This window comes from Campylobacter sp. 19-13652, assembly GCF_019702925.1.
In the GTDB taxonomy this organism is placed as follows: domain Bacteria; phylum Campylobacterota; class Campylobacteria; order Campylobacterales; family Campylobacteraceae; genus Campylobacter_A.
Map to the genome: position 1 here is coordinate 471255 of NZ_AP024713.1, position 22284 is coordinate 493538.

The following is a 22284-nucleotide window of genomic DNA, read 5'->3' on the forward strand; positions in this document are numbered from 1 at the left end:
AACTTCTAGCTAAAACAGGCGCAAATTTATCAAATCATTAAATATATGCGCCTGTTTAAATTTATTATTTGCTTGCGCGCTCGATATACTCCCCACGCTGTGTATCCACACGGATAACTTCGCCTTCAAGGACGTGAAATGGAATCTGCACCACTGCACCACTTTCAAGCGTGGCTGGCTTCTTGCCGCCTTGGCTGTCACCTTTGAAATTTGGCGGAGTCTCGACGATTTTTAGCTCGACAACTTGTGGGACTTCAACGCCGATGGCCTTGCCGTTGTGAAACAAAATATCCACCATCATTCCATCAATCATCCATTTTTTAACGTCCCCCACGTCCTCATCAGCAATTGCGACTTGCTCGTAGGTAACGGTGTCCATAAACTGGCAGTACTCGCCATCATCATAAAGGTATTGCATCTGCTTTTCTTCTAGATTTGGCTGTTCGCACTTATCGCCCGCGTGAAATGTCTTTTCAAGTACCTTGCCGTCTACGAATGATTTGATTTTAGCACGCACAAACGCTGCTCCCTTACCTGGTTTTACGTGCTGGTACTCCACGATTTTATACGGCACACCGTCGATTTCGATTTTTAGACCCTTTTTAAGGTCGCCCATTGAATATGAAGCCATTTTTTCTCCTTTGTTAAATTTAAAATCTGCCAAAAGCCCAAAAAGACAGTTGGCTGTTTTGCGACTTGTATTTTATAAAATCAAGCCTTAAATTACTGCGTATTTTGCCCAAATACAAGTCTCAAGTGCATTTAATGCCTCAAGTGTATGCTTATCTACGCTTTCATCGACTAGAATAACTGCAAGCGCACTACCGCCCTCGCCACGCCCTAGTCTAAAATCTGCTATGTTGATGTTTGCTTTTGCTAGTATGCTTGCAACTTGGGCGATGACGCCTGGGACGTCGTTATTTTTGAAAAATATCATCTTGCCTTTTGGCTTAAAGTCTGTTTTAAAGCCGTTTATATCGACTATACGCTGTTCTCGTTCATCAAAGACTGTTCCGCCTATGCTAATGACGTCTGTTTCGGTTGCGACTTTTACTGTGATTTTGCTTTTATAGCCGCTTTCTGGGGCGCTGTGGGCTTCTGTGATGATGCCTTTTTCATCGGCTAGAAATTTGGCATTTACATAGTTGATTTTCTCGCCTGCTATCTCTTTTAAAGCCCCAACAATGGCAAAGGTGATGAGCGAGTCTTTGTGCTCATTTATCTCTCCCTCACACTCAAGCCTGACTGATTTTATTACGCCTTTATTTAGCTGCGCAGCTAGGAAGGATATCTTGCTAGTAAGCTCTATGTAAGGCTCAAGATACGGTGGCAGGTCGTCTGCTTTGATAGGTAAATTTAAGGCATTTGGATAGGTTATACCACGAGCCGCGCTTATGGCTGCCTCCACTGCTTGTATGGCTATGTTTTTTTGTGATTCTAAGGTGTTTGCGCCAAGGTGTGGTGTAACGCTTACGTTATCTAGGTCTAAAAGGGGGTGATTAGTGGCTGGTTCTTTATTAAACACATCTATTCCAGCAAAGGCGACTTTGCCACTTTTTAGCGCCGCTTCAAGAGCTGCTTCGTTATAAAGTCCTCCACGCGCGCAGTTTATAAGCCTCACTCCATCTTTCATTTTTGCTATTTGAGCTTCGTCTATCATGTTGATAGTTTCGCTATTTTTTGGGGTGTGAATGGTGATAAAATCACAAGCCAAAATATCATCAAAATTTTTAGTGTACTCTCCGCCCATATCGATGACTTTGGCTGGGTTTATGTATGGGTCGTAGGCTATAATCTCCATGCCAAACGCCTTTGCACGGGCGGCGACTCTTGAGCCGATATTTCCAAAGCCTATAACGCCTAGCTTTTTGCCAAAAAGCTCCACGCCGTACCATTTTTCACGCTTCCAAATTCTATCTTGTTTTAAGTCGTTGTGTGCATAAACGAAGCTTCTAGCGGCAGTTAAAAGGTGTGCCATGGTAAGCTCAACGGCGGCTATGGTATTAGCTGTTGGCACATTCATCACTATAATGCCTCTGCGAGAGCATTCATTTATGTCTACATTATCCACGCCAACACCTGCGCGTACGATAGCTTTTATTTTTTTGGCTGAGTGGATAAATTTATCATCCACATCGGTTGAGCTTCTTGTGATTGCAACATCAGCATCAGCCAAAAGCGGCAAAAGCTCATTTTTTGGTACTTTTATGGCATTTATGACATTTATATCGCTCTCTTTGGCTAGTAGTTCTAGCCCTGCTTCATGTATAGCGTCGCAAACTATTATGGTTTTCACAGTCTAACCTCCCTCACTTTTGAATGTATATCGTAGTTTTTAAGCTCCTGTATTACGCGCTTTAAGAGCTTGTCATCTTTTGTATTTAGGTATATTTGGCTTTTAAGTATATCTTTAACTATTGTAAAATCCACTCCAGCTCCATTTAAAACCTCTCTTATGCAAAATAGTGAGTATATGTCATTTTTATCTATTAAAAGCAGATATGCTTCACGAGTTGTTTGTGCTTTTGGTGTGCGAATAAATTCGATAAAGATTTCATTAACAGGTAGAGTGAGGTTCGGTTTTTTGACATTTGCTAGCTGCGATACCCAGTCTGAGCTATCGCTATTTTGTTGCTGTATAAGGATTGGGGTCTCGTTGGATATGCTTTGACTAGTCTCAAATATACCTATATTTGCGTATTTATATAAGGCAAAGCCACACGCCCCAAGTATAATAAGTAGAGTGATTATTATAGCTAAGAGTATGTGGCGCCCCATAGACGTCTTACTTTAGTTGCTCTTTTATAAGATCGCCTAAAGTCATCTTGTCATCGCCGTTTATCTCGTTTAGAGTTTCTCTCTCTTTTTGGCGAGCTAGGCGGCGTACGCTTAGGCGTATGCGATTTTTCTTTTCATCTATAAAAGCAATGGCAGCTTCTATATCGTCACCTACTTTTAAGCTAGCCTCATCAGTTTCGCCTAGATCCTCTTTGCGAATTAATGCATCTATGCCTCCATCAAGCTCGACAAATACACCAAAGTCTTTGATGTCGCGGATTTTGCCTTTTACTATATCGCCTACTTTAAAATTCTGGGCAAACTCCCCAGCCGGGCTTTGTTGTAGGTCTTTTAGACTAAGGCTAAATTTCTGTTCTTTTGAGTCTATTTTTATGATTTTTGCCTCTACTATATCGCCTACTTTAAAGCTATCTTTGCAACGTACCGCTCTATCCCAAGAGGCGTCCTCATTGTGCAAAAGCCCTTCTACTGCGCCAACTTTTACAAATGCACCAAAATTTGTGATAGTCGTTATTTCGCCTTTTACCACATCGCCTTCTTTGTATTTTGCGCTAAATTCATCAAATGGCTTTGGCAGTAAGCTTTTTAGACTTACTCTTAGTCTGCGAGCTTTTGCATCTATTTCGATGACTTCGACATCTATCTCATCACCCTCGTTTATATGCTCTTTTGGATTTTTGATATTTTTATCCCAGCTTATTTCACTAATATGCAAAAAGCCCTCTATGTCGTTGCCAAGGTCGACAAAAGCACCGTATGGCTCGACATTGCTTACTACGACTTTTATCGTATCGCCCACATCTAGTCCGTCTTTTATCTCTTCCCAAGGATCAGGCATTGCTGCTTTAATCGATAGTGATAAGTGTCTTTTTTCATTGTCATAGTTTATGACTTTAACAGCTACTGTATCGCCCTCTTTGTATATATTTCCTGGGTTTACTGGTCCTTTGTAGCTTATCTCACTATAATGCACAAGTCCATCAATGCCACCAACATCTACAAACATACCATAGGTTGTGATTTTTTTAATTACGCCCTCTATAATCTCTTCGCTACCTACTACGCTTGCTAGAGCCTCTTTTCTCTTGCGGCGTTCATCGTCTAGTATGCGTTTTCTTGAGACTATTACGCTTTGTTCGTCTGCGTCTACTTTTATGACTTTTACTTTGTATGTTTTACCGACTATATCATTTGAGTTTTTAAACCCAGACTGAGTTTTTGGTAGGAAAAATTCCACACCATTTTCATCAAGCCCCACAAAGCCACCTCTATTTTTACCGACTATTTTAATGTCAAACGGCTCATTTGCCGCCTCTGGATCATAGGCTGCGATATAGGCTTTTACCTTCTCTTTTTGCAGTGCCTTTTTATGAGATAACGTAGGTCTACCGCCTCTTGAGCCAGTGATGACTACTTTGATGTTGTCGCCTATTTTGTAGGTTGCATTGCCGTTTGCGTCTAAAATTTCTTCTAGTGGCAGTATGCCTTCTGATTTTTTGCCAACATCGACAAATACCTCATCGCCCTCGATTTTTACGATAGCACCTTCGCTGTCTTCTTCAGTTTTTTTGAAAGACTCCTCGAGCAATGCAGCAAAATCTACATCTTCTATCTCGTCTATTTTGTTTAGTGAAACGCCCTTGTTCACAGCCATCTGATGGTCCTTTTTTATTTTTATTAAGCTCTTTTTAGAGTAAAGCCCCAAATTATACTTAAATACTGCTTAATATAAGCTTCAAATTTTATAATGAATTTTAAATTTAATCCTTATCTTTTTTATTCTTGGCTATTTTACTGCCTAAAAATGCCCCAGCTATACCAACTGCTGCCATACCAAAAATAGAGCCTAAAGAGGAGTAATTTGTGCTACTGTTTTCCTCTTTATATTCGGCTACCTTTACACAAGATATTATTTTAGCTTTGCCGTTGTGTCTGGCTTTTATTTTGTTTTTCGCTTCTAAAACTCCAGTTGCTAAAACTCTCCTATCTGTGTAAAAATGCCCATTGGCACTTCCTTGTAGAGTGTATTTAACCTCAAAATAGTATTTTTTCATTTTACATCCTTTATTTTAGTTTTTCTATTAGCCAGTATCTATTTTCTAGTAAAAAATTTTCGACCGTTGAAAGATTGACAAAAATTCTAATCGGTGCAGGCAATATGCCGTGGATAATGCTAGCAACCCTTAGGATAACTGCGTCGTTGTTTAATGCCGCTGCTGTTACCATAATGCCGTTATCTTTTAGTTTAGAAAGCACCCCATCTTTATTAGTGGATATGAAATTATTTAAAGCTGCTAGCATTTTGCTTTCGCTTTTTGGCTTATCTGCTTTCGCTTTTTGAAGATTTATGGCTTGGGTTTTTAAAATATCTAGCTCGCTATCATCTATGACTGGTAGTATTATTGCATTTTGCAAAAAGCCAGCTATGGTGCTGTCATCTAGGGGTTTATCTTCGTCGTCTGCGCTAAATTCTTCTATGATTTTTTCCACAGTTATTTCTGTATCAAATATCTCATTTAGTAGTCTTAAAAACTCATCTTTTAAACAAGAATATGGCTTAATAAAGGCTTTAAATTTATCAAGGCTTTTAGCGTCTAGCTCATTGTCTAATTCCGCATTAGCAATTTTATCCATCAAGCTTTCCAGTTCATTATTTAGTCTTAAATATAACGCTAAGTAATTTTCTTTATCATATTTGAATGGCTCCCAAAATATACCACTTTTCATAGAGTATAAAATAACCATAATTGCCATTGCAGAATTTTTCAAATATTCTGCGCATTCTATAAGCTCATCTATGCAGGTGCTTTCTTGCTCTGTGGTTTCATCTATCTCTTGCCCTATTTCTTGCTCTTGGGCTTTTAGCTCCTCTTCTTTTTTGTCTTCGGATATTGCATTTATGAGTTTATTTACATAATCAGCAAGTTTTGTGAAGTCATCTTTATTACCTAAGGTTAGCTTAAATTTATAATCTTTAATAAAACCATCGCTATATTTTTCGCTTAATATAATCCCACTATCAGTAAAGGATTTTTCAAATTTTATGCCACAAAAATCATCAAAATAAAAAGCCACTCCACCAGTTCCAAAAATACCATCAAGAACAAAAAACATACCATCTTTTGCGCTTCCAAAAACTGTATCATCAACTAACATCATAATCTGGCTTGGCTTTACATCTGTGTCTTTTGCGTAGCTTGCTATTGCATTTTTTGCCTTATTTTCTGGTATATTTGGCCAGATATAAACAGACATATCTGAAAACTTAGGAGGGTTTTTTAAAAGCTCGGTTGTTCTAGGAAACTCCATCTTAAATCCTTAGAAAATAAATTTAAAACAGGAGCAATTTTACAAAAAAAAAAAAAAACGCAAGGGCAGGGCGGGTTATGGTAAATAGCCCTGCTTGTGGTAGGATTTTTTAGTTTAGTGGAGCAGTTTTGGTTAATTTGTTTAGCATAAATTTACTGAATTCTAAAATACGTGCAAATATTTCGCTTCTTAAAAGGTTTTGCAGAGAGCTATTGGATATGTTTTAAGTATTAATATTATCTTTTAAACAATGTTTATAAAATAGAGCTTAAATTTAAAATGTTTTTATCTTATCAATTACTTTTTGGATAATCCAATCGGGTGTGCTAGCCCCAGCGCTTATGCCGCACAGCTTTTTTTCATTAAACCAGCTAGCGTCAAGCTCGCTTTCGCTTTCTATTAGATAGCTGTGGGTGCAGTTTGCCTTGCTGATTAGATAAAGTTGCTTTGTATTTGAGCTATTTTTGCCGCCTATTATTACCATCACATCGGCTCGTTTTGATAGCTCGGCGACGGCCTCTTGATTTTCAAAAGTGGCATTGCAAATAGTGTTAAAAACCCTCACCTCTTTTACGCGAAGCATGAGGTTCGAGGCGATTTGCATAAATTTATCTACTTTTTTAGTAGTTTGGCTTACTAAGGCTACCTTTTGTCCTAGTTTTAATCCGTCTAGTTCGCTTGTCTCTTGCACGACGTGGACTTTGCCATCTTTGGCGTAGGATTTTACCCCTTTTACCTCAGGGTGATTTTCATCTCCAAATATCACTATCGTGTATCCCTCGTCGCTCATTTGCTCGCAAATTTGCTGAGGTTTTGTTACAAATGGGCAGGTTGCGTCTATGACGTCAATGCCTGTGGATTTTAGCTTTGCTAAGTCGCCTTTTGTAATGCCGTGAGTACGGATTATGGCTTGTTTTTCGTTGCTTAGTTCGCTTATGTTTTGTAGGGTCTTTACGTTAAAGTTCTCTTTTAGGCGATTTATTTCTTCGTTGTTGTGTATTAATGGCCCTATCGTCGAGCCCCCTGGGGTATTTTCAGCGATTTTTATGGCGCGCTTTACCCCAAAACAAAAGCCATAACTACTAGCTAACTCAATCTTCAACACTTGCTCCTAAGTCTCGTAAAATCTCACTAAAGTTTGGAAAAGAGGTGGCTATAAACTCACTCTTTTTAATCTCCATGCCGCATAAAAGCCCAAGAATGGCAAAGCTCATGGCTATGCGATGATCTCCGTGGCTGTCTATTATACTCTGTTTTGGGCGCCCACCAGTTACCATAAAACCGTCCTCTAGCTCGCTAGCTTCTATCCCACAAGCCCTAAGTCCAGCTACGCTCACAGCTATTCTGTCGCTTTCTTTTACCCTAAGCTCTTTTGCATTTGTAAGCTCGCTTGTACCGTCTGCACAGGCAAATGCTATGGCAAGCGCTGGGGCTTCGTCTATAAGCCATGAGATATTTTCGCTCACTTTTACGGCTTTAAGCGGCGCATAAGCCACCTCTATGTCGCCTATGCTTTCATATTTTGTGCTTGTTTGGACAAATTTTATCTTTGCGCCCATTTTTTCAAGCACTTTATAAGCCTCTATGCGTGTTTTGTTTAAAAGCATGTTTTTTAGTACGATTTTTGCATCTGGGATTATAGCGGCTGCAACTGCGTAAAAAAACGCCGAGCTAGGGTCGTTTGGTACCTCTATCTCGAGTGGTTTTAGGGCGGTTTTTAGTGGGCTTACTGCAATTTCTGAATTCTCTTTTATTTTTATAGGAGCTTGCATGCCAAGGAGCATTTTTTCGGTGTGATCTCGGCTTAGCTCACTCTCACTAAACTCACATCCTTCACTTAAAAGCCCAGCCAAAATAAGAGCTGTTTTTACCTGTGCGGATGAGATTTGGCTTTTAAATTTAAAATACTTTAACTTATCCCCTCTAATGCTAATGGGTGCTCGCTCACCATCATCTCTACCGTCAATTTTAGCTCCAACTTGAGTAAGCGGCGCACTTACTCTTTTCATGGGGCGAGTGTTTAAAAATTCATCTCCACTTAGGATAAAATGCCCTTTGCAAGCGGACAAAAGCCCTAAAAATAGCCTCATGGCCGTGCCTGAGTTTCCGCATTCAAGTACGCAGGCAGGCTCTTTTATCTGCTCTGGCGGAGTAATTATAAGCTCATTTATATAAAGCCCTTTTAGCTTTAAGCTATCTCCTAGTTTTAGTTCTCTTAAAGCGCCATTTTCATGCACTTCTACCTTGGCGCCTAGGGCTATTATGATGTTTAGGGTATTTAGTGTATCCTCTGCGCTTAGGTAGTTTTTTATTCGGCTTGCTTTATTGCAAAGTAGTGAAAAAATCGCGCATCTATGAGATATTGATTTATCCGAAGCAATTTGGGAAAGCTCTGCGGAAAACGGCTTTTTAAGTGGCTTTACTATCATCTAATGCCAATCCCAAGTTCGCTATTTAAGGATGATAAAATTTTATCCATAAGCTCGGCTACCTCTTCGTCTAAAAGCGTTCTTTCGTTATTTTGGAATGTAAATTTAACGCTTACGCTATTATTATCGCCTAGCTTTTCATCGCTATAAATATCAACTATGTTAAACTCTTTTAGATCGGGTATTTTTAGTGATTTTATGCACTCCGTTACACGAGAAAACTCAAGATTTTTAGGTATAACGAGGCTTAAATCCCTGCTAATGCTAGGAAATTTAGAGTATGGCTTGGCTAGTTTTTTATCAAATTTAAGCGCGTCAAAATCTATCTCGGCTACGTAGGTACGCTCTAAATCACGCTTAGTCTCAACAGCCATATTAATCCGTCCTAAATATCCCACGCATTCACCATTTTGGTGTATGTATGCTTGTTCATATGGGCTTAAAAAGCCGTATTCTTTACTCGGCTTTAGCTCTATTTCGCCTATTACAGTTTGGAGTGAATTTGCAAAACCAAATAGATCAAACTCAGCTGGTTTTGCCCCACTTACTAGCCCTGCTTCGTTTATTTGTCCGCTCGCTATAAAGCCTATTTTTTCTCTTTGTTCACCTTTTTGGCTAAAGACACTGCCTAGCTCAAAAAGCTTTACGCAACGTCTTTGGTTTTTTAAATTTCTTTCAGCGGATTTTAACAAATGATTTATTAAAGTCGTGCGAAGCTCGTCCAATTCGGCATTTATAGGATTTGCTATTTTTTGTTCGCAAAGTTCAAAACCAAGCTCGGCAAGCTCTTTGCCACTATCAAATATATAATGTACGCTTTCAAAAAAGCCCACGCTTGCCGCTTTCTGGCGTAAATTTAGCGCATTTTTATAGCGAGTGTAGGCCGGATTTATGCGACTGGCTTCTAAAAATAGCAGCGCTTTTGCTTTTATTTGGTCTATACCTATTATGCGTACGACCTCTTCGCATATGTCTTGAATATTTACTATATCATGTCTAAAATTAGGCACGCGCACACTCATGGACTCAGCCTCTGTGCTAAAATCTATCTCAAAGCCTAGCTTTTTAAGTATCCTTATGACTTCGTTTTTGCTGACTTCTTGCCCTATTATGGCTTCAATTTCAGCAAGGCTTACATGCACGCTTTTTTGATCCGGCACTTTTATGCTTTGTTGCGCTCCAGCATAAACCATGGCTCCACGGTCATGGATAAAATTTAAAAGCATATCAAGCCCTAAAGATAGCTCAGGCTCGCTACCACGGCTAGAGCGATATAACTCGTCGGTTTTTTGTTTAGAACTCTGGGCTATGCGTGAGGTTAGATCTGGGTCTTGATAGCTGGCTTGTATTATGATTGTATTTGAGTTATCGTCTGCTAGGCACTCTTTGGTTTTATATATGCCTACTGTGCCTAAATTTACCCCGTGTGCTAGTATCGAGGTAGCGCCATTTGCTTCTAATTTTAGCTCAATGCTTGCCTTTTCGTCGCTGGTGGCTAGCTTAGAATAATCATAAGCGCAAAGCAGTACACCTGTTTGATAGGTAAAGTATTCACAAAGCTGCTCTGGCGCGCTTTTTGCCTCTGTGCCTATTAGGGCAAGCCTAAGGCGCATTAATAGTGGTAGAGAAAGAGGCTTTGGTAGCTCAAATGCACGGTAAGATAGCGAAGCCTGAGAGCTTTCTGCGCCTTTTAGAGATAAAATTCGTCCTATGCCTAGCCCATTTTCAGGCTCTTTTAGCCCCTGTATCTCTTTTAATCCCACGTCAAAAGCTGCGCTTAAATCCCTGGCTATGCCATGTAGGCTCTGGCAGTCGCCTCTATTTGGGGTTATATCTACTTCGATGACGTCGTCATTTAGGGCGGCAAAATCGCAAAGGCTCTTGCCTAAAACAAGCTCTCCTATGCTATCATCAAGTGGCAAAATGCCGTCATTTAGTTTAGGTAATCCAAGCTCAGCAGCCGAGCATATCATACCGCAGCTCTCTATTCCACGCAGCTTTGCACGCTTTATTTCAAGCCCATTTGGCATGAGTGTGCCGATGGTGGCTACTGGTACGTATTGCCCTGCGGCTACGTTTGGTGCACCACAGACTATTTGCAGTACTTCGCTGCCTATATCTACTTCGCAGACGTTTAGCTTGTCTGCGTCAGGGTGCTTTTCTACATTTTTGACAAATCCAACCACTACGCCTTTTGGCATAGCAAGCTTTGTATGGCTGTCGACTTCGAGTCCTATTGAGTTTAGTTTTTTTACTAACTCGTCGGCACTAAATGCCAAAATATCTATAAATTCATTAATCCACTGCTTTAAAGTAATCATCTAAACTGCTCCAAAAGTCGTAAATCTCCCTCAAAAAGCGAACGCAAATCAGGCACTCTATGTAGCAGCATAGCAAAACGCTCCACCCCAAGCCCAAAGGCGTATCCGCTCACGTCCTTATAGCCCACAGCTTTAAAGACATTTGGGTCCACCACACCACAGCCTAGCACCTCAAGCCAGCCTGTGTGCTTACAGACGCGACAACCATCGCCACCGCAGAAAATACAGCTAATATCAGCCTCTGCGCTAGGTTCTGTAAAAGGAAAAAAGCTAGGGCGAAAGCGTACCCTTATATCGCCAAACATATGCTTTAAAAAACCCTCAAGCATATGTTTTAAATTTGAAAAGCTAACCTCTGCTGCTCCTTGTACGACAAGTCCCTCTACTTGATGAAACATTGGCGTATGAGTAAGGTCAAAATCACGACGAAAAACAGTTCCTGGCGCTATCATGCGAATAGGAGGCTTTTGGCTTAACATAGTGCGTATTTGCACCGGGCTAGTATGCGTACGAAGTACTCTAAAATCTTTTAGGTAAAATGTGTCTTGCATATCTCTAGCTGGGTGGTATGATGGCAAATTTAACGCTTCGAAGTTATGAAAATCATCCTCTATTAAAGGTCCAGTTTCTAATGCAAAATTCTGAGATATAAAATACTCTATAATTTTATCCATAACGGCCATAACAGGGTGTAAAGCCCCAGCTTGACTGTTTTGTTTAAACATACTCACATCTACTGCACTTGCCCTCATAGCAACGTCTATTTCAGCCTGTTCTAGCTGCGATTTTTTCTCCTCTATAAGCTCAGAGAGAGTATCTCTAAGAGCATTTAGCTTTGCTGCTTGCTCTTTTTTCTTGTCTCCTTCTAGGCTTTTTAGCTCCGCAAAAGCAGTGGTTAAAAAGCCCTTTTTGCCGAAAACCTCCACTCTAACCCGCTCAAGCTCAGCCATACTCTTACAAGCACGAATGCTACCATCAAAATCCTGCAATTGCTACCCTTTGAAAATTTTTTACGCTGATTTTATTAAATTTTTGATTAATTTTCCCATAATTTGATATAATTTAAAGGATTAAAGGAGATAAAATGACAGTGTTTGAAAAAATTGTAGCAGGCGAAATACCTGCAAATAAGGTGCTTGAGAATGAGGATTTTTTGGCTTTTAGGGATATAAATCCGCGAGCGCCCATACATATATTAGTAATTCCAAAAAAGCATTTTAAAAATATACAGGAATTTGAGCCAGCTTTAATGGCAAAAATGCTTGAGTTTATCCAAGAGCTCGCTAGATTGCTAGGAGTAGATAAGAGCGGATATAAACTCGTTACAAACTGCGGTGAGGGCGCAGGGCAGGAGGTAATGCACCTACATTTTCATCTGCTTTCTGGTATGAGCCTAAAGCCAGAGCTAAAAGCACCTGTTGCAAACGATCCACTAGCTGGATTTTAATAAATTTAAGGGGCAAATTTAACTTGCTCCTTAAATATTTTGTGCCTTAGAAATCTCTAAAAGCACCTTATTGACGCTATCATTTGCTGCTTCGTTAAAGGCTTTAACTAGGCTTTTTGCGCTTTTATCATCGCTTTTATTTGCGCTATTTATTACACCTGTTTTTATTACGCTTCCAGCTTTAGTTAGGGTAAAAAGTAGGCTTATGTTTGCTTTCTCATCATCAGCATAAAACTCAAGCACTCTTAAATCAAGCTGCATATCGCTAGCTATGCGTGCTCCGCTAGGGCTAAACTCGCAGCTTTTGCCAAGTGCACCAATCATCATTTTTACTAGCATATCTGTGTAAAATAGGTCAAATTTAGCCCCAGCTAGCCTAGTGAGTCTATCACCGTTTTTTACAAAGATAAATTTATTATCATCGTTTGAATCGGCTCTTACAAACACACTGCTTTTTAGTCTTTGTATGCAGACCTCTTGGTTTTTAATTGCATTATACTTTAGCGAATAAGTCTCCTGTGCTGGCGCACTTTTTGCTAGGCAGCCGCTTAGTAAAATCGCTAAAAAAGTACCAAAAATCATATAAATTTTCATTCTTACTCCTTTATATCTTTAAAGAAAAACTCATACGGATTATCCTCTAGTCTATCAAGAGCGGCATCAACCTGCTTTAACGTGCGCTTAAAACTTGCCAAGGTATCGTCAAATTCACTAAGACTAGGGTAGAGGATTTTTTGTAGATTATATTCATTAGATCCTAGCTTTGCCGCAAGTGCTTTTATCTCATTTAGTGTGCTAGGTAGCTCTTTGCTTGAGATTATCTTTAGAGCGTTTGCGCTTTGATTTAATCTATTAATCGCCTCATTAAAGGCATTTGCATTTTTTTCATTTAGCGCTATTTTGCTAAATTCATCAAGTCTTTTTATGGTTTGCCCTAGACTTTTTGCGCCGCCGCTTTTTTCTATTTCGCTGGATATACTTGCTAATGATGATAAAAGCGTCGCAAGGCTTTGTCTGTTTTTCTCATCTAGTATGTATTCTACGCTAGTTAGCACTGAGCTTGCCTGGTCGCTTAGACTCTTTGCGCGCTCTCCAAATTTACTCAGCAAACTCTCCTCTAGCTTGATAATAGCGTGCTCATCAGGGGCAAAAAGCGGCGAGGTGGGCGAGCCCCTAGTGATATTTAAATAGGCTATGCCGCTTATGCCTTGCAGCTCAACAACCGCCATACTATCGTGCCTTATGGGGAGATTTTTCTTTATTTTTAGCTCTATTTCTATGGTCGCGTTTTTGTCATCGCTAAAGGATATTTTATCCACTACGCCAGCGTCTACGCCGATAAATTTAACAACAGACCCGTCCTTTAGTCCTGTTGGCAAGGCTGTGGTACTTATGTAGTATGAGCGGTAGTTTGCGCCCTTTGAGTCGCCTCCTTGCATAAACCACATAAAAAGCCCAGCTGCACCTATGCAAATTACTAAAAAAATTCCAACCACAAGGTAAGTTTTTTTATTATCCATTATGTTTCCTATGTTCTATGATTTCAGCGAGCGGATTATTTTCAAGCTTTTCAAATTCATCGATATTCCCCTCAAAGGCTATTTTTTTATTATCAAGAACCAAAAACCTATCAAGCGCACCAGTTATAGTGTCTACATCGTGAGTTACCATAACTACGCTAATGCCAAGCATCTGCTTAAGCTGTACTACAAGTGCGTCAAACTCCCTTGCGCTTATGGGGTCAAGCCCAGATGTCGGCTCGTCTAAAAATAGCACCCTAGGGCTAAGCACCAAAGCCCTAGCTAGTGCTGCGCGCTTTTTCATGCCTCCGCTTAGCTCATCTGGCATAAGTCTAGCGGCCTGTTCCTTTAGCCCCACCTTTAATAGCCAAAACATCGCTATCTCGTCTATTTCGCTCTCTTTTATGTCGCTGTATTCCCTAAGCAGCACTCCTATATTTTCTAGCACGCTCATACCAGAAAAAAGTGCGCCAAACTGAAACATCACGCCTGTTTTTAGCTTTAGTTTTAGCCTATCTTTTTCGCACTTTAATCGCCAAATGTCCTCACCAAGCACCTTTACTACGCCACTTTTTGGCTTTTTTAGATAAATTAGCGTCTTTAATAGCGTGGTCTTTCCGCTCCCACTAGTGCCTAGTATGCCATAAATTTCTCGCTCTCTTACGCCAAAGCTAACCCCATCATGAAGCAGCCTATCGCCATATGTCGTAACTAAATCTTTAACTTCTACTATCATATGCCAATCTCTAAAAATATAATAGCAAAAAGCGCATCAAGCGCGATGACTAAAAATGTGGCGCTTACTACGCTTTTGGTAGTATGAGTGCCTATGTTTTCAGCGCTGCTATTTAGCCCATTTATGCAGCCTATCATAGCGATGACTGCTCCAAAAAATGGAGCTTTTATAAGTCCGACAAAGAAGTTATTTAGCCCCACAGCCTCTCTAAATCTGTAGATGTATTCAGTGAAGTTAAATCCAAAGAATTTATTCGCCACTATCATCTGTCCTAGCACACTAGCTGCATCGGCTGCTATAATGATAAGCGGCATTGCCACAATCATAGCAAGCACGCGTGGCAAGGTGATAAAATAAAATGGCTCAAATCCCATAGTAGACATGGCGTCTATCTCCTCATTTACACGCATAGCCCCTATTGACGCAGTAAAGCTACTCGCACTCTGCCCAGCCACAACAATGGCTGCAAGTAGTGGCGCTACTTCCCTTAGGCTGATTATGCCCATTATATCTATAATGTAGCTACTGGCGCCAAATTGAGAGAGCATATCTGCGCCTATGTAGGCCAGGACTATGCCTATCATAAAACTAGTAACACAAACTGTAGTGAGTGAGCCTATGCCACTTGTGGCTATGATATTTGATATGGCTCGTAGGCGAAGTTTGCTGGGTTTTAAAAGTACAGCTAGCGAGCGTACAAAAGTCTCACCTAAAAAGGCACACATATTTAAAATAACGCAGGATTGAGCGAGTATAAAATCAGCTAATTTTTGCGCTATATTATGGTGTTTAATAGGTGGAGGAGTGTGAGCTGTGCGGATAAATTTAAAAATATCAGTAAATTTTGCCTCGTTTATCTGGCAGCTTTGCCCCATTTTTGCCTTTAAATCATCAAGTAGCATTGCCGCAGCATAATCAAGCCTATCGCAGCCGCTAAGGTCTATGATTAGGCTTTTTTCTTTTTGCAGAGATAAAAGCAACTTAGGTGGCAATGAGTCGTATTTGACGTCACCAGTGAGCGTAAGCGTGGTGGCGTGGCTATTTTTGGTGAGTTTATAGTTATTCAAACACTGTCCTAGCTTTGACTTTTGGGCAAATTCTATCTTAAAATTGTAAATAAATTTACGCTTTTAAAGATAGAATTTATTCGCGCGTCTAAAATCAAAGCATAGAAATTTGAAAAATAGCTAAAAATGCCGTCGCTGCTATCATACCTATGGCTGTTCTTTTTACCACTTCAACAGGGCTAGTCATCGCAAGTCCAGCGCAGACTATCGCAGCCCCAGCCAGCGGAGATGCGGTCCTGCCAAGTGCGCCAGCTGTAGCCGCAGCTAAGCCCAAATCGCTCATATCATATCCAAGCAGATTTGCGTGCGGGGTAACAGCTTCGTTAAATGCCATAGCAGCCGCATCTCCAGAACCAGTCATCACGCCCATTAAAAATGGCCCAAATGTCCCACCCCAGCGGACAAATTCATTTGAGTCTTTTAGCCAATCAATGGCTGAGCTTATAGCTCCAGTTGCACTAAGTCCAGCAACAAACACGCTAGCAGCTATGATAATCCCCATAACCTCAGCATAAGCCTGCCCCATACCGCTAAAGAACTCTTTTGTAATCTTTTCTGGGTTGGTTAGGGTTACTATAATGGTTAGGACTGTGCCTATTAGCATGGCTTGCGGTACACCCATTTTACTCCAGGCTAGGTATGGATTTTCAGATAGGCTGGTGCCGCCTACTATGAGTATGGCTAGAGGAATTAGAGGCATAAGTGCGTAGATAGGATTTGCCTTTGTTATGGCGTCATTTTGTACGCCCTCATGGCTAAAATCATGCCCCTTGACATAATCTTTAAAAATAAAGCCCATAATACATAAAAATGTTACAGCTGGTATTAAAGCGCCCACGGTGTAAGGAAGCTGGGCTATAATCATATCGGTTACGGTTTTGCTAACTCCAGTTTGTTTTGTAACCACCTCAGCCACAAAGGCGTTGTGCGAGCTACCTGGACTTAGCATAGAGCCAAATGTCCCACAAAATACAGCCGCTGCAGCCATCGCAGGGCGCACACCAGAGGCCATTAATACAGGTATTAGCGTCCCGCCCACAGCTGCCGAACAGCCAGCTGCGCTCGGTATTGCGATATTTATGAAAAATGTAAGTGCTGTCGTAAGCGGAATAAGAAAAAATCCAAGCCCACGCAAAGGCACTGTAAGAATCCTGACTAGATGCTGGTCGCATTTGGTATAGCGCATGACGTAAGCAAAGCCCATGGAGGCGCAAATCGCCATTATAAGCCCACCACTTGTCATTCTCTTTGCAAACGCATCAAACGCACTAAGTGGCGCAAGTGAGAAAAGGCAGAGTATAAAACCGACACAAATTAGTACTGTTTTGGTTTCGTGCTTTTTTACGAGTAGGTAGATTGCGCTTAAAATTCCAAGTAGCGCAAGAGCGAGCTTAAAAGCAGCCATGGCTAGCTCCTTTAGAAAAACTTAAAGTGGTATTATAAATTTGATTTAATTAAAAGTATCTGAAAAATAAATATTTTTTAAATTTAAATATGTAATAAAAATTACCTAGTGCAAAAAATCAAAATTAAAGCACAAATTTAACCCCCATTAGCTAAAATGCCTAAAAAACTTAACCTAACAAGGATAAAAAATGCGAGGATACAAGATCTTCTCCGGCACCGCAAATGTCGAATTTTCAAAAAAAATAGCACAATATCTATCTCTGCCTTTAAGTGAAGCCAGTATTAAAAGATTTAGCGATGGTGAGATAAGCGTGCAAATAGGCGAGAGCGTGCGTGGAAAAGATGTGTTTGTAATCCAGCCTACCTGTGCGCCTGCAAATGAAAATTTAATGGAGCTTTTAATCCTCACTGACGCACTCCGCAGAAGTTCGGCTAGCTCGATAACTGCGGTGGTACCTTATTTTGGCTATGCTAGACAAGATAGAAAGGCAGCTCCGCGCGTGCCGATAACTGCTAAGCTTGTGGCAAATATGATGCAAACTGCTGGCATAAATCGCGTGGTTACTATGGATTTACACGCAGGGCAAATCCAGGGCTTTTTTGATATTCCGGTAGATAATTTATATGGTACGATAGTATTTAATGAGTACGTAAGGCAAAAAAATCTACCAAATCCGATAGTCGCTAGCCCAGATGTGGGTGGAGTAGCGCGTGCTAGGGCTTTGGCAAAGACTCTCGGGCTTGATATGGTAATAGTTGATAAGCGCCGAGAAAAGGCAAATGAGAGCGAAGTAATGAATATCATAGGCGACGTAAATGGCAAGGATGTTATATTAATAGATGATATGATAGATACTGCCGGGACGATAGTAAAGGCAGCGCAAGTCTTTAAGGAAAGAGGTGCAACTAGCGTCATGGCGTTTTGTACTCATCCTGTATTAAGTGGACCAGCATATGAAAGGCTAAAAAATGGTGCACTTGATGAGCTAGTGGTAACTGATACTATACCGTTAAAAGAGCAGATGTCTTGCATAAAAGTTCTAAGCGTGTCTCAGCTATTTGGTGAGGTAATAAGGCGTGTTTATCACAATGAAAGTGTAAATAATCTTTTTGGGTAGGTTAAATTAAAATAGCGTAGGCTCTATTGTGGGGCTTGCTCTGTTTTTTATTTGATTAATTGTTTAAATTTGCAGTGTCTTTGGATTTAGGACGGCTAGTAAAATTTGAAAATTCTTATTTAAAATAATTATGTGGATAAAAGGCGAGCCAAAAGCCCGCCAAAAATATTAAATTTATTTAGAATTACTTGCCTAAAGTAGCATTTAGCATCCAGATTGCTTTTTCATATTTAGCTATCTGATCTTGAGCATACATTTGAGTTGTACTGTCGCCTTCTGCAAGTTCATCAAGTTTTTTAAACTCATCAAGTAGGTGTTTGTACTCGGCTAGGACTATTTCTAGTACCTCGGTTGGAGTGTAGCTTGCTTTTACTTCGTGTTTTATGTGAGATTTTTTAGCAAGTTCATCAACGCTGACTACCGGACGTCCACCTAACATTATAGCGCGCTCAGCTACATCGTCAAATATTTCGCTCATATATTCGTAAGCTTTTTCTGTGTACTCATGTACGCTAAAAAACTGTATGCCTTTTACATGCCAGTGTAGGTCGTGGAATTTAACGAATAGTCCGTGAGCGTCTGCTTGGATTTGATTTAGTTGTTCTATTACTTTTGACATTTTGTCTCCTTTTTTGAATTTCAGGTGAAATTATACAATGCTTTTATTAAATTTATTTTTAATGATATAAAAAATATTATCTAATAAAAATTATTGTTTAATATTCTTAAATTTTTTATATTACTATGTTATAGTAAATTTATATGGATAAATAAATATGGTCTTTATTGAAAATATAAATTTAATATTTAATATTTTAGATTAAGTTTGTGTTATCTCATTTTTATAAATTTATATTAATTCATATAAATGCTTTTTAAAGTTGTAGTTGTAAAAGTCCCTGTTATTTTGCTATTAAATAAAATTTAGTAAAATAGATTAATTTTTTACCAAAATAAAATCATATTTATATTAATTTTAAAAGGAGAAATGATGCATCAAGATATTTTAAGCAATCCAAACAAAAACACTATTTTTTTAGTTTATAATTTTAAGCAAAATGCAAGCTTATCGGATAAAAAGGCCGCCTTTGCCAAAACCTGTAAGCTTGTTTTAAATTTAAACAACTCAGCTGCTGCTAGGATGCTAGAGGCGCGCACTAAAAGCAGTGTTGTACTTGGTGTTGGCGTAGAGGCTTGGGATGAGCTTGGACTTGGGGCAAAGCCAGAGCAGTTTGAGAAATTTGAGGAGATAAAAGGCGCAAAACACACAGCTGTAAGCACTCGTGGGGATTTGCACTTTCATATACGTAGTGAGGAATTTAGCCTCTGTATAGATATGGCGACTCATATTGCAAACACTCTTGAGGGTGTGGCTGATAGGGTTGAGGAGGTGCATGGCTTTAGGTATTGGGACGGCAGGAGTATACTTGGCTTTGTGGACGGTACGGAAAATCCGCAAGGCGAGGATAGGGCTAGGTTTGGTGTGATTAGTGAGCCTGGATTTGAGGGGGCGAGCTATCTTTTTGTTCAAAAATATATCCACGACATGAAAAGCTGGAATGCTATGGGCGTGGAAGCGCAGGAAAAAGTCATCGGCAGAAGCAAGGCTGATGATATAGAGATGAGCGATGATGTAAAGCCTACAAATTCTCACTCAGCGCGCGCAAACGTAGGTGATGATAATAAAATAGTGCGCGACAATATGCCTTTTAGAAATCCAGACACTGCAGAGATAGGGACGTATTTTATCTCGTATGCTAGCTCGTTTAAGGTTACAAAAATGATGCTAACTAGCATGTTTGTCGGCGTGCCTGAGGGCAATTATGACCGCATTTTGGACTTTAGTACGCCAAAGACCGGGACGCTATTTTTAGCTCCTAGTCTTGAGATGCTTGATGGCTTTTCGGAGCTTGCGTAAGTGAGGCAGGTGGTAGTAATTGATGCTCAAAATGACTTTATCTCAGGCTCTTTGGCGCCTATTTGTGCTGAGGATGTGGCTGATAAGATAGTGCTATTTTTAAGCGGACTTACCCCAGATGATAAAGTTTTTTATACCCAGGATTGGCATGATGATGGGCATTGTAGCTTTTTAAAAAATGGCGGAGAGTGGCAGACGCACTGCTTAGCAGGTAGTCATGGAGCTAGCATTTATGGCGGATTTTCTGGGGTGATGCACTCTCCAAATTTAAACAACAGCTTTAAAAAAGCCAGGCATAATGATAAGGAGGAGTATTCTTGTTTTTATGCCTCAAATGAGGCTGGAGTTAAATTTCATCAGGCTTTAGATAGGGACACTGATGTCGAGTTGGTGGGTTTTGTGAGCGAGTATTGTGTGCTAAATAGCGCCCTTGCTCTTATTGAGGCTGGCTTTAGGGTGGTGGTTTATGAAAATCTTTGCGCCTATATAAGCAGAGACGGTCATAAGGATGCACTAAAACAGCTAAGGGACGCTGGCGCAAGGCTAGGGTGCGTGATATGAGTTTAATCCTATGCTGCTTTGTGGGCGGCTAAAACCCAGGCGGCTTTATTTGGGTTTTTGATTTATTAAATTTGCAGTGCAGACTTTAAGTATTTAGCAGGCTGGCACCGCATGTGCAAGATTGCTACACGTGCATCGTTTGGATATGAGTAATGTCTAAAGCATGGTTTAAATTTTAAAGAAGTGGCAAAACCTCGAAATCTTTGGCTTTGAATTTGCCACGGCTTAAATTTGTCTTTTTTAAGGATAATGTTTTAAATTATAGAGCAATTTTAGCGACACTAATTAATACCAGCGGTTCTAATATTACTGCTTATATTATAAATTCTATCTGTATCTACCTTTTTAAGTAGCTCTTGAAATCTTTTAGTGTTTTTTGACATTATTCTCTCCGCATTCTAAAGTGCTTCCGCCTTCTGTCTAGCAACCCGGCGGTAAGGGTTATTAGTCTATTACTTCAACACCCATAGAACGAGCAGAGCCAGCGATTATTTTAGCGGCTTGCTCTTTATCTTTTGTGTTTAAATCAGCAATTTTTTTATCAACTATCTCAAGAACTTGAGCTTTTGTTAATTTACCAACTTTGTTTTTTAATGGATTATCTGTACCTTTTGATATACCAGCTGCCTTTTTAATTAGGTCGCTTGCTGGTGGCTGTTTGGTGATAAATATTTTGCGACATCATCACGATTTTTATCGTTTTATAAAGCTAAATGCAAAAATCTATGGAAGCCATCCCTTTTAGGGCGTAGTTTTAGTAAGCTTGCTGCTTTGTTATGGCAAATGGGTGCTGATATTTTAAATTAGCTTGCGTTAAATTTTAGATTTTGACGCTTAATTAATGCACGAGGTTTGAATTTGAGCTGTTTAAAGTTTGTTTTGCTTTTTCTATTTTATATTTGAAAGCAGACCGCTTACTTTGCGTGCATTAAGCTAAAGAAAAAGGAAAACTGTCATATCATAACGCAATATAAGCCGCATAAAGCATTTATCTGTTTTGTTGCTTTAAATTTCATTTAGGTTAAGATTTAAAGAGCGATTTGTGCTGATTTTTAAATTTTATTCATTTGCTTGCGTATGCTGTGTTGGCGCTTTTTGTCTTAGGATTTATTTAAAGGGCTTTATGCTCTATTTACAGCAACATGGCAAGTAGCAGGGGGGGGGGGGGTGGATGTAATCCCTGCAAAGCTTGCTTAAATTTATGGTAAATCCGTGCTATTAAATTTCAAATAAAGGTGCTGGACTATCCGTCCTAAGCGCCTTTAACTCTATTTGATAGCTATCACTTATGGTATCTTGCAGTTTGCTCATCAGACTTTTTGCGTCAGTGCCGTCATCTGGGTAGGTTACTATCACATCAGCTGGTCGCTCATCTAAAAACTCCTGAATCCCACTAAGCAGATCAACTCCACCGTTCCAGTCAGTGCCAACTAGCATTGCTATGTAATGCTCGCCGTCGATAAACAGTGCGTCTGTTTTTCTTAATATGCGCTTAAATATTTCACCGCCGGCTGCGCCATTTTTTACTGGGAAATAAATCAGCGCAAATGGAGCCTCGTTTGCCATGTTAAATCTTTCTAAAATCGCTATGTGATGGTCTATTAAAGACTTTATATCATTTATATTAAATACTATACTTGCCATTTTTTCTC

General features: G+C 39.9%; 21 protein-coding genes and 1 pseudogene. 4 read left to right on the top strand and 18 right to left on the bottom strand.

Going from position 1 to position 22284, the window contains the following annotated elements; all coding sequences use genetic code 11:
- Positions 1-64 precede the first annotated feature (64 nt).
- The 10 genes from efp to pheS form a co-directional block, all read right to left on the bottom strand.
- A complete protein-coding gene (gene efp / locus LBC_RS02225; RefSeq protein ID WP_221254492.1) occupies positions 65-631 on the bottom strand; it encodes an elongation factor P in 567 nt (188 codons plus the stop codon).
- 87 nt (positions 632-718) lie between these two features.
- A complete protein-coding gene (gene serA / locus LBC_RS02230; protein ID WP_221254493.1) occupies positions 719-2296 on the bottom strand; it encodes a phosphoglycerate dehydrogenase in 1578 nt (525 codons plus the stop codon).
- Entirely contained in the window at positions 2293-2778 is a 486-nt protein-coding gene (locus tag LBC_RS02235; RefSeq protein WP_221254494.1) for a hypothetical protein, read from the bottom strand. The genes serA and LBC_RS02235 overlap by 4 nt, the downstream gene beginning before the upstream one ends.
- Before the next feature lie 7 nt (positions 2779-2785).
- Entirely contained in the window at positions 2786-4453 is a 1668-nt protein-coding gene (locus LBC_RS02240) for a 30S ribosomal protein S1 (protein ID WP_221254495.1), read from the bottom strand.
- 106 nt (positions 4454-4559) lie between these two features.
- Positions 4560-4853 (bottom strand): hypothetical protein, encoded by a 294-nt coding sequence (locus LBC_RS02245; protein WP_221254496.1) that lies wholly within the window; start codon positions 4851-4853, stop codon positions 4560-4562.
- Between the two features lie 10 nt (positions 4854-4863).
- Positions 4864-6108, bottom strand: a complete 1245-nt coding sequence (locus tag LBC_RS02250) for a hypothetical protein (protein ID WP_221254497.1) — start codon at positions 6106-6108, stop codon at positions 4864-4866.
- A 274-nt stretch (positions 6109-6382) separates the two neighbouring features.
- Positions 6383-7210, bottom strand: coding sequence for a 4-hydroxy-3-methylbut-2-enyl diphosphate reductase (locus LBC_RS02255; protein WP_221254498.1), 828 nt, complete (start codon positions 7208-7210; stop codon positions 6383-6385).
- On the bottom strand, positions 7200-8537 hold the full coding sequence (gene aroA, locus LBC_RS02260; protein ID WP_221254499.1) for a 3-phosphoshikimate 1-carboxyvinyltransferase: 1338 nt from the start codon (positions 8535-8537) through the stop codon (positions 7200-7202). Before aroA ends, LBC_RS02255 begins: the two co-directional genes overlap by 11 nt.
- Positions 8534-10858 carry a phenylalanine--tRNA ligase subunit beta gene (gene pheT / locus LBC_RS02265; protein WP_221254500.1) on the bottom strand — a complete coding sequence of 775 codons (2325 nt, stop codon included), beginning with the start codon at positions 10856-10858 and terminating at the stop codon, positions 8534-8536. Before pheT ends, aroA begins: the two co-directional genes overlap by 4 nt.
- Positions 10855-11847, bottom strand: coding sequence for a phenylalanine--tRNA ligase subunit alpha (gene pheS, locus LBC_RS02270; protein WP_260173427.1), 993 nt, complete (start codon positions 11845-11847; stop codon positions 10855-10857). The genes pheT and pheS overlap by 4 nt, the downstream gene beginning before the upstream one ends.
- A 95-nt stretch (positions 11848-11942) precedes the next feature.
- Here pheS and LBC_RS02275 point away from each other — a divergent pair, with 95 nt between their 5' ends.
- The gene (locus LBC_RS02275; protein ID WP_221254501.1) at positions 11943-12305 is read left to right on the top strand and encodes a histidine triad nucleotide-binding protein; all 363 of its coding nucleotides are present in this window, start codon (positions 11943-11945) and stop codon (positions 12303-12305) included.
- A gap of 30 nt (positions 12306-12335) precedes the next feature.
- Here the strand turns inward: LBC_RS02275 and LBC_RS02280 are convergent, their stop codons facing one another.
- The 5 genes from LBC_RS02280 to dcuC form a co-directional block, all read right to left on the bottom strand.
- Positions 12336-12899 carry a hypothetical protein gene (locus LBC_RS02280; RefSeq protein ID WP_221254502.1) on the bottom strand — a complete coding sequence of 188 codons (564 nt, stop codon included), beginning with the start codon at positions 12897-12899 and terminating at the stop codon, positions 12336-12338.
- Between the two features lie 2 nt (positions 12900-12901).
- Positions 12902-13825 carry an MlaD family protein gene (locus LBC_RS02285; RefSeq protein ID WP_221254503.1) on the bottom strand — a complete coding sequence of 308 codons (924 nt, stop codon included), beginning with the start codon at positions 13823-13825 and terminating at the stop codon, positions 12902-12904.
- Positions 13818-14561, bottom strand: a complete 744-nt coding sequence (locus LBC_RS02290) for an ABC transporter ATP-binding protein (protein WP_221254504.1) — start codon at positions 14559-14561, stop codon at positions 13818-13820. The genes LBC_RS02285 and LBC_RS02290 overlap by 8 nt, the downstream gene beginning before the upstream one ends.
- On the bottom strand, positions 14558-15628 hold the full coding sequence (locus LBC_RS02295; protein ID WP_221254505.1) for an ABC transporter permease: 1071 nt from the start codon (positions 15626-15628) through the stop codon (positions 14558-14560). The genes LBC_RS02290 and LBC_RS02295 overlap by 4 nt, the downstream gene beginning before the upstream one ends.
- A gap of 94 nt (positions 15629-15722) precedes the next feature.
- Positions 15723-17033, bottom strand: a complete 1311-nt coding sequence (gene dcuC / locus LBC_RS02300) for a C4-dicarboxylate transporter DcuC (protein WP_221254506.1) — start codon at positions 17031-17033, stop codon at positions 15723-15725.
- Between the two features lie 190 nt (positions 17034-17223).
- Between dcuC and LBC_RS02305 the strand changes: the two genes are divergently transcribed.
- Positions 17224-18153: a ribose-phosphate pyrophosphokinase gene (locus LBC_RS02305; protein WP_221254507.1), complete on the top strand. Its 930-nt coding sequence runs from the start codon at positions 17224-17226 to the stop codon at positions 18151-18153.
- A gap of 184 nt (positions 18154-18337) precedes the next feature.
- Here LBC_RS02305 and LBC_RS02310 read toward each other — a convergent pair whose 3' ends face one another.
- Positions 18338-18772 carry a DNA starvation/stationary phase protection protein gene (locus LBC_RS02310; RefSeq protein ID WP_221254508.1) on the bottom strand — a complete coding sequence of 145 codons (435 nt, stop codon included), beginning with the start codon at positions 18770-18772 and terminating at the stop codon, positions 18338-18340.
- A gap of 369 nt (positions 18773-19141) precedes the next feature.
- On the opposite strand from LBC_RS02310, the gene LBC_RS02315 reads away from it, so the two are divergent.
- A complete protein-coding gene (locus tag LBC_RS02315; RefSeq protein ID WP_221254509.1) occupies positions 19142-20071 on the top strand; it encodes a Dyp-type peroxidase in 930 nt (309 codons plus the stop codon).
- A gap of 9 nt (positions 20072-20080) precedes the next feature.
- A complete protein-coding gene (locus tag LBC_RS02320) occupies positions 20081-20632 on the top strand; it encodes an isochorismatase family protein (protein ID WP_221254510.1) in 552 nt (183 codons plus the stop codon).
- A 444-nt stretch (positions 20633-21076) separates the two neighbouring features.
- Here the strand turns inward: LBC_RS02320 and LBC_RS02325 are convergent.
- Both LBC_RS02325 and LBC_RS02330 read right to left on the bottom strand, forming a co-directional pair.
- A pseudogene (locus tag LBC_RS02325) lies at positions 21077-21301 on the bottom strand (50S ribosomal protein L11); the annotation flags it as partial.
- 549 nt (positions 21302-21850) lie between these two features.
- Positions 21851-22276: a hypothetical protein gene (locus tag LBC_RS02330; RefSeq protein WP_221254511.1), complete on the bottom strand. Its 426-nt coding sequence runs from the start codon at positions 22274-22276 to the stop codon at positions 21851-21853.
- Positions 22277-22284: the final 8 nt, after the last annotated feature.